At 65.8% G+C, this 5288-nt stretch carries 8 protein-coding genes; 5 read left to right on the top strand and 3 right to left on the bottom strand.

The features are described from left to right. Together aroB and AC1DMG_RS19440 are read right to left on the bottom strand one after the other, a co-directional pair. The coding region (gene aroB / locus AC1DMG_RS19445) for a 3-dehydroquinate synthase (RefSeq protein WP_477180938.1) at positions 1-887 on the bottom strand (887 nt) is incomplete at its 3' end. A gap of 4 nt (positions 888-891) precedes the next feature. Continuing rightward, positions 892-1419, bottom strand: a complete 528-nt coding sequence (locus AC1DMG_RS19440; RefSeq protein WP_477175337.1) for a shikimate kinase — start codon at positions 1417-1419, stop codon at positions 892-894. Between the two features lie 58 nt (positions 1420-1477). Between AC1DMG_RS19440 and AC1DMG_RS19435 the strand changes: the two genes are divergently transcribed. Together AC1DMG_RS19435 and AC1DMG_RS19430 are read left to right on the top strand one after the other, a co-directional pair. After that, complete coding sequence (locus AC1DMG_RS19435) at positions 1478-2311, top strand: NAD-dependent epimerase/dehydratase family protein (protein ID WP_477177932.1); 834 nt, start codon at positions 1478-1480, stop codon at positions 2309-2311. Positions 2312-2380: 69 nt separating this feature from the next. Continuing rightward, positions 2381-2725: a YbjQ family protein gene (locus AC1DMG_RS19430; protein WP_046970402.1), complete on the top strand. Its 345-nt coding sequence runs from the start codon at positions 2381-2383 to the stop codon at positions 2723-2725. Here AC1DMG_RS19430 and AC1DMG_RS19425 read toward each other — a convergent pair whose 3' ends face one another. Further along, a complete protein-coding gene (locus AC1DMG_RS19425; protein ID WP_477177933.1) occupies positions 2726-3556 on the bottom strand; it encodes a kinase in 831 nt (276 codons plus the stop codon). A gap of 42 nt (positions 3557-3598) precedes the next feature. On the opposite strand from AC1DMG_RS19425, the gene pdxH reads away from it, so the two are divergent. From pdxH to AC1DMG_RS19410, 3 genes are all read left to right on the top strand, one after another. Then, the gene (gene pdxH, locus AC1DMG_RS19420) at positions 3599-4186 is read left to right on the top strand and encodes a pyridoxamine 5'-phosphate oxidase (protein WP_441602498.1); all 588 of its coding nucleotides are present in this window, start codon (positions 3599-3601) and stop codon (positions 4184-4186) included. 20 nt (positions 4187-4206) lie between these two features. Then, positions 4207-4644 carry a secondary thiamine-phosphate synthase enzyme YjbQ gene (locus AC1DMG_RS19415; RefSeq protein ID WP_441602499.1) on the top strand — a complete coding sequence of 146 codons (438 nt, stop codon included), beginning with the start codon at positions 4207-4209 and terminating at the stop codon, positions 4642-4644. A 4-nt stretch (positions 4645-4648) separates the two neighbouring features. Then, positions 4649-5288, top strand: a 640-nt coding sequence (locus AC1DMG_RS19410) for a helical backbone metal receptor (RefSeq protein WP_477180937.1), incomplete at its 3' end; no start/stop codon positions are given.

The raw sequence follows: 5288 nt of genomic DNA, 5'->3' as shown, positions 1-5288 counted from the left end.
GTATCGGTCGCCTGGCTCATGCCCATGCGTTCGGACAACTGCGCGGCGAGCAGCATGCCCACAGCGACACCTTCGCCATGCAGCAGCACCTGGTATTTGCCAGCAGTTTCCAGCGCATGGCCAAACGTGTGACCGAGGTTGAGCAGGGCGCGTTCGCCTTGTTCGGTTTCGTCGCGCGCGACGACGCCGGCCTTGTATTGCACCTTGCGCGCGATCGCTTCGATCAGCGGTGCGCTGTCGCGTGCGTTCAATGCTGGGGCGTTGTTTTCCAGCCACGCAAAGAAGGCCGGGTCGCCGATCGCCGCGCCTTTCACCACTTCGGCGAGGCCGGCGCGGTATTCGCGTTCGGGCAAAGAGGCGAGCGTGTCGGTATCGGCGATCACGGCGCGAGGCTGGTGGAAGGCGCCGACGAGGTTCTTGCCAGCGGGCAGATTTACGCCGGTCTTGCCACCCACCGACGAATCCACCATCGACAGCAGGGTGGTCGGCATCTGGATGAAGTCGATGCCGCGCATCCAGCAGGCCGCGCTGAAGCCAGCCAGATCACCCACCACGCCGCCGCCCAGGGCCACCACGCAGGCATCGCGGGTCGCTCCCAGTTGTGCCAGCGCCTCCAGTGCGCGACCGACGTTGGCGAAGGTCTTGTGCGCTTCGCCATCGTCGAGCAGGAAGCTCGACCAGTGCAGGCCATCCAGCCCCGCCGCCACGCGCTCCAGGTAGAGCGGCGCCACCGTGGTGTTGCTGATCACCAGCGCATGGCGGCCGCGCAGGGCGGTGCGCCAGCGGGCGCCATCGGCGAGCAGGCCGGGGCCGATCCACACGGGATAGCTGCGATCGCCGAGGGCAACGTCGATGGTGCGGGGCTGGGTGTGCGTCGTGGTGGTCATGCGGCTACCGTTGCCAATGCTGGTCGATCAGGAGAATGCTGCGCGCGCTGGCGGCCTGCACGGTTTCGTGGGCGCCGGGGATCGCCAGATCCGCCAGTTCCTCGTAGAGCGACGTGCGACTGTTTGCCATGGCGGTAAGACGCTCGGCGCGGTCCACGCCGGCGAGCAGCGGTCGCTGGCGATCCTGCGCCAGGCGCTCAAGCTGCTGCTCCAGGGTGGCCTGCAGCCACAGCACGTAGCCGCGCTCAGAGAGCAGGCGGCGGTTGGCCGGATCGAGCACGGCGCCGGCGCCGGTGGCCATCAGCACGCCGCTGCGCCGGCTGGTTTCCTCCAGCAGCGCGCTTTCGCGCTGGCGAAAGCCGGCCTCGCCTTCGATCTCGAACACGGTGCTGACCGGCACGCCGCAAATCCGTTCGATTTCCTGGTCGATATCGATGAAGCTCAGCCCATAATGGTCCGCCAGCCGACGCCCGATGGACGTCTTGCCGGCGCCGGTAGGGCCGACGATGAACAGGTTGCACGATGGATTCATGGGTAAATGCTAGCAGGCGCGAAAGCGCGCGGTGGCGGCCAGGGCAGGAAAGCATGCCATGAGCGCGCGCGTGCTGATTGCCGGTGCGGGCGATGTCGGGCTGCGGGTAGCGCGTCTTCTGCGGGCGCGCGGCGACGAGGTCTGGGCGCTGAGGCGTGGCGTTGCCAGCGATGAATACGGCATCCAGTGGATACAGGGCGATCTGACAAAGCCTGAAACGCTGCGCGCGCTGCCTGACGGCATCACGCATATCGTCTACCTGCCGACGCCCGATGCACGCGACGAGGCGCTGTATCGCGCGGTATTCGTGGATGGCCTGCAACACCTGCTGGACGCCATCGACACGCAGGCACTGCAGCGCTTGCTGTTCGTGTCCTCCAGTGCGGTCTATGGCGAACATGGCGATGCATGGGTCGACGAGGAAACACCGCCGGCGCCGCCCGGCTTCAATGGACGCGTGCTGCTGGAAGCGGAGCGCTACGCGGCGGAACACGCGCCGGCCGTGGCATTGCGACTCGCAGGGCTTTATGGGCCCGGACGCATGCAGCTGATCGAACGCCTGCGCAATGGGGTGGTGCGCGTGCCGCGCGCGACACCGCACTGGGCCAATCGCATCCATGTCGATGACGCCGCCTCGGCCATCGTCCACTTGCTGTTTATGCGCGACCCATTGCCGCTCTATCTTGGCGTCGACAACACGCCGCTGCCTCTGGACGCGCTTTATGACGCGCTCGCGCGGCGCGTGCAGGCGCCGCTACCCGCCGAAGGCGAGGCGCCCGCGGGTGTCGGCAGCAAACGCTTGAGCAATGCGCGCTTGCGCGCCAGCGGCTTCGTACCGCAATGGCCCGATGCGCGCGAGGGCTACGCTGCGTTGCTGGACGGCGACGCTTGAGTCACGATTCGGGCGCGCCACCGCCCGGTCAAGATCAGCTGTGATATTTCACTCATCCCGGAGAGTTCCATGCCCAGCAATGTGTCGCTCCATATGATCACCACCGGCAACGAGCTGCCGGGTTATCGCATCGTGCGCCCGATGGGCATCGTGCGCGGCATCACCGTGCGTTCGCGCAGCGTGGTGGGCAATCTCGGCGCCGCCTTGCAGACCCTGGTGGGCGGCAATATCACCATCTACACGGAACTGTGCGAGAAGGCACGCGAAGAAGCCTTCGAGCTGATGATGCGCCACGCGGCGGAGCGCGGCGCCAATGCCGTGATCGGCATGCGCTACGACGCCAACGACGTGGCCGAAGGCGTGACCGAAGTGCTGGCCTACGGTACGGCGGTCGTGGTCGAGCCGGTCGCCTGATCAGCTGTGGTTGAGCGCGATGACGTGGCGGTCATCGTCGTATTCCACCGAGGTGTCGGCCTGTTCCTTCAAGGTGGCGAGCGCGTGGCGGCTCAATCGTTCGTAATGGGCGAGAAAACGCAGCATGGTGTCGGCGTCCATCGCCAGCGGCGCATGGCGCGCCAACAGGTCTTCTTCCTGTTGGCTGCGCCAGCGGCGCACGATTTCCCAGTTGGGCGCCTGCAGCACGATCAAGGCATCGAGCTTGCGCCATAGCGGCTGGTAGGCGCGCAGCTGCTTGTTGACCCAGTGGCGCCAGATGCCGTCGGGGTCTTCGTCGCGTTCCAGCGAGTTCACCGGCTGCTCCAGCGCCGCCTGCAGCTGCGGGCGCAGGCCCAGCGCCCAGCCTTCGAGGATCACCAGCTTGGGCGGACGGATGACCTTGGGCCATTTCGACGGTGCCACGCGCGTATCGCGGCCCTTGTCAAAGCGCGGGTAGCTCACCGGCAGCTTGTCGGAAGCCTGCGGCAATGCGGCCAGCACTGACAGCAACAGCTCGATTTCGTGGGTGCCCGGCACGCCGCGGGTGCGCAGCAGCGGATGGATCTGGTGAGCAAGGACTTCACGTTCGCTTCGCGAATAATAGAAGTCGTCCAGCGACAACACCTCGCAAGGCCAGCCGCGGGTTTCGGCCTGGGCCTTCATTTCCCGCGCCAGCGTGCTCTTGCCGCTGCCCTGCAGGCCTGAAAGCCCAAGCACATAAGGGCGCCGGGCGCGGGCGATGCGTCCGGCATATTGGTCGAGCAGGTGCCCGGCCAGCGTGGAATTCTGCGTGCTAGCATCTGGAGACATGCCAGCCATGATGGCGCGCGCGAGCCACGATTCAAGACCCCCATGCTGAAACCAGAAATTCTTGACACTTTCGCTCAACTGCTGGACGAGGCTGCGGCGACGGGAGAACCCGAGCCCACGGCCATGAGTCTGGCCACCGTCGATGCGGCCGGGCGGGTGAGCTCGCGCATCGTCTTGCTCAAGGGTGCCGACGAGCGCGGGTTCCGCTTCTACACCAATTACGAAAGCGACAAGGGCAGCCAGCTCGAGGCGCATGCCCAGGTGGCGCTGTGCTTCCACTGGAAGCAGCTGCGCAACGCCGTGCAGGTGCGGGTGGAAGGCGTGGCCCGCAAAGTGCAGCCGGAAGAATCGGATGCGTACTTCGCCACGCGCGCACGCGAGAGCCAGCTCGGCGCCTGGGCGTCGCTGCAGTCGCAGACGCTGCCTGATCGCGAAACATTCGAGCAGCGCTACGCGCGCTACGAACACGAATTCGAAGGCCGTCCGGTGACGCGTCCGCCGCACTGGGGCGGATACGTGGTGGAGCCGGACATGGTGGAGTTCTGGTACGGCGCCGACTACCGGTTGCACGAGCGCGTGCGCTGGAGTCGTCACGGCCAGACCTGGACGAGCCGTCTGCTGTACCCCTAAACCCGACCAAGGCTATCCGCATGCGTGCAGCGCCCGCCGATCACGTCGCCCAGAATGGCTTTGTCGTGCACACCCGCGGGCGCGGCTTCACCGACATCAGCGACAAGGTGAGTGACGTCGTATCCGCCAGCGGCGTGCACACGGGCATTGCCCATGTTTTCAGCCTGCATACCAGCTGTTCGCTGCTGGTCAGCGAAAACGCCGACCCGGCCGTACGCGAGGATCTGGAACGCTGGTTTTCGCGCGCCGTGCCCGATGGCGACGCCATCTTCCAGCATGACGAGGAAGGTCCGGACGACATGCCGTCACACGTGCGTGCCATCCTCACCGGCGTCAGCCTGATGGTGCCGGTGCACGCCGGGAAACTGCAGCTCGGGACCTGGCAGGGCATTTATCTATGGGAACACCGCCGCGATCCGCATCAGCGCAAGATCACGGTGACCGTGTTGGGGCATTGAGAGCGTGACTGAAATTCGCAGCAACACCGACCACTATCCGCAGCGCATCGTCTGCCTCACCGAAGAACCCACCGAAGTGCTTTACGCGCTCGGCGAGGAACATCGCATCGTCGGCATTTCCGGCTTCACCGTGCGGCCGCCGCGGGCGCGCAAGGAGAAGCCCAAGGTGTCGGCCTTCACCAGCGCGAAGATCGACGAGATCCTCAAGCTCGAGCCCGATTTCGTGGTTGGGTTTTCCGATATCCAGGCCGATATCGCGCGCGAGCTGATCAAAGCCGGCGTGGAGGTGTGGATCAGCAATCATCGCAGCGTCGATGGCATCCTCGCCTATATCCGGCGCCTGGGGGCGATGGTGGGCGCGTTCGACAAGGCAGAGGCCTACGCGCGCAAGGCCGAGCAGCAGATCGAGCGCATCCAAGCTGCAGCAGCTCAGTTCGTACGGCGTCCAAAGGTCTACTTCGAGGAGTGGGACGATCCGTTGATCACCGGCATCCAGTGGGTAGCGGAGCTGGTCCGCATCGCTGGCGGTGAGGATGTGTTTCCGCAGATGTCGGGTGAGTCCCTGGCCAAGCATCGCATCCTGGCCGATCCGCAGGAGGTCGTGCGCGCGGCGCCGGACATCATCCTGGGGTCATGGTGTGGGA

It is taken from the genome of Dyella sp. 01N36, assembly GCF_056399745.1.
Note: the sequence above shows the minus strand (reverse complement) of the source record. Positions and strands in the feature narration are given on the sequence as shown.

What these genes read in the sequence shown, in the direction of transcription:
- AC1DMG_RS19440 (WP_477175337.1), bottom strand. Translation starts at nt 1,419, where the DNA reads ATGAATCCATCGTGCAACCTGTTCATCGTCGGCCCTACCGGCGCCGGC.
- AC1DMG_RS19435 (WP_477177932.1), top strand. Translation starts at nt 1,478, where the DNA reads ATGAGCGCGCGCGTGCTGATTGCCGGTGCGGGCGATGTCGGGCTGCGG.
- AC1DMG_RS19430 (WP_046970402.1), top strand. Translation starts at nt 2,381, where the DNA reads ATGCCCAGCAATGTGTCGCTCCATATGATCACCACCGGCAACGAGCTG.
- AC1DMG_RS19425 (WP_477177933.1), bottom strand. Translation starts at nt 3,556, where the DNA reads ATGTCTCCAGATGCTAGCACGCAGAATTCCACGCTGGCCGGGCACCTG.
- pdxH (WP_441602498.1), top strand. Translation starts at nt 3,599, where the DNA reads ATGCTGAAACCAGAAATTCTTGACACTTTCGCTCAACTGCTGGACGAG.
- AC1DMG_RS19415 (WP_441602499.1), top strand. Translation starts at nt 4,207, where the DNA reads ATGCGTGCAGCGCCCGCCGATCACGTCGCCCAGAATGGCTTTGTCGTG.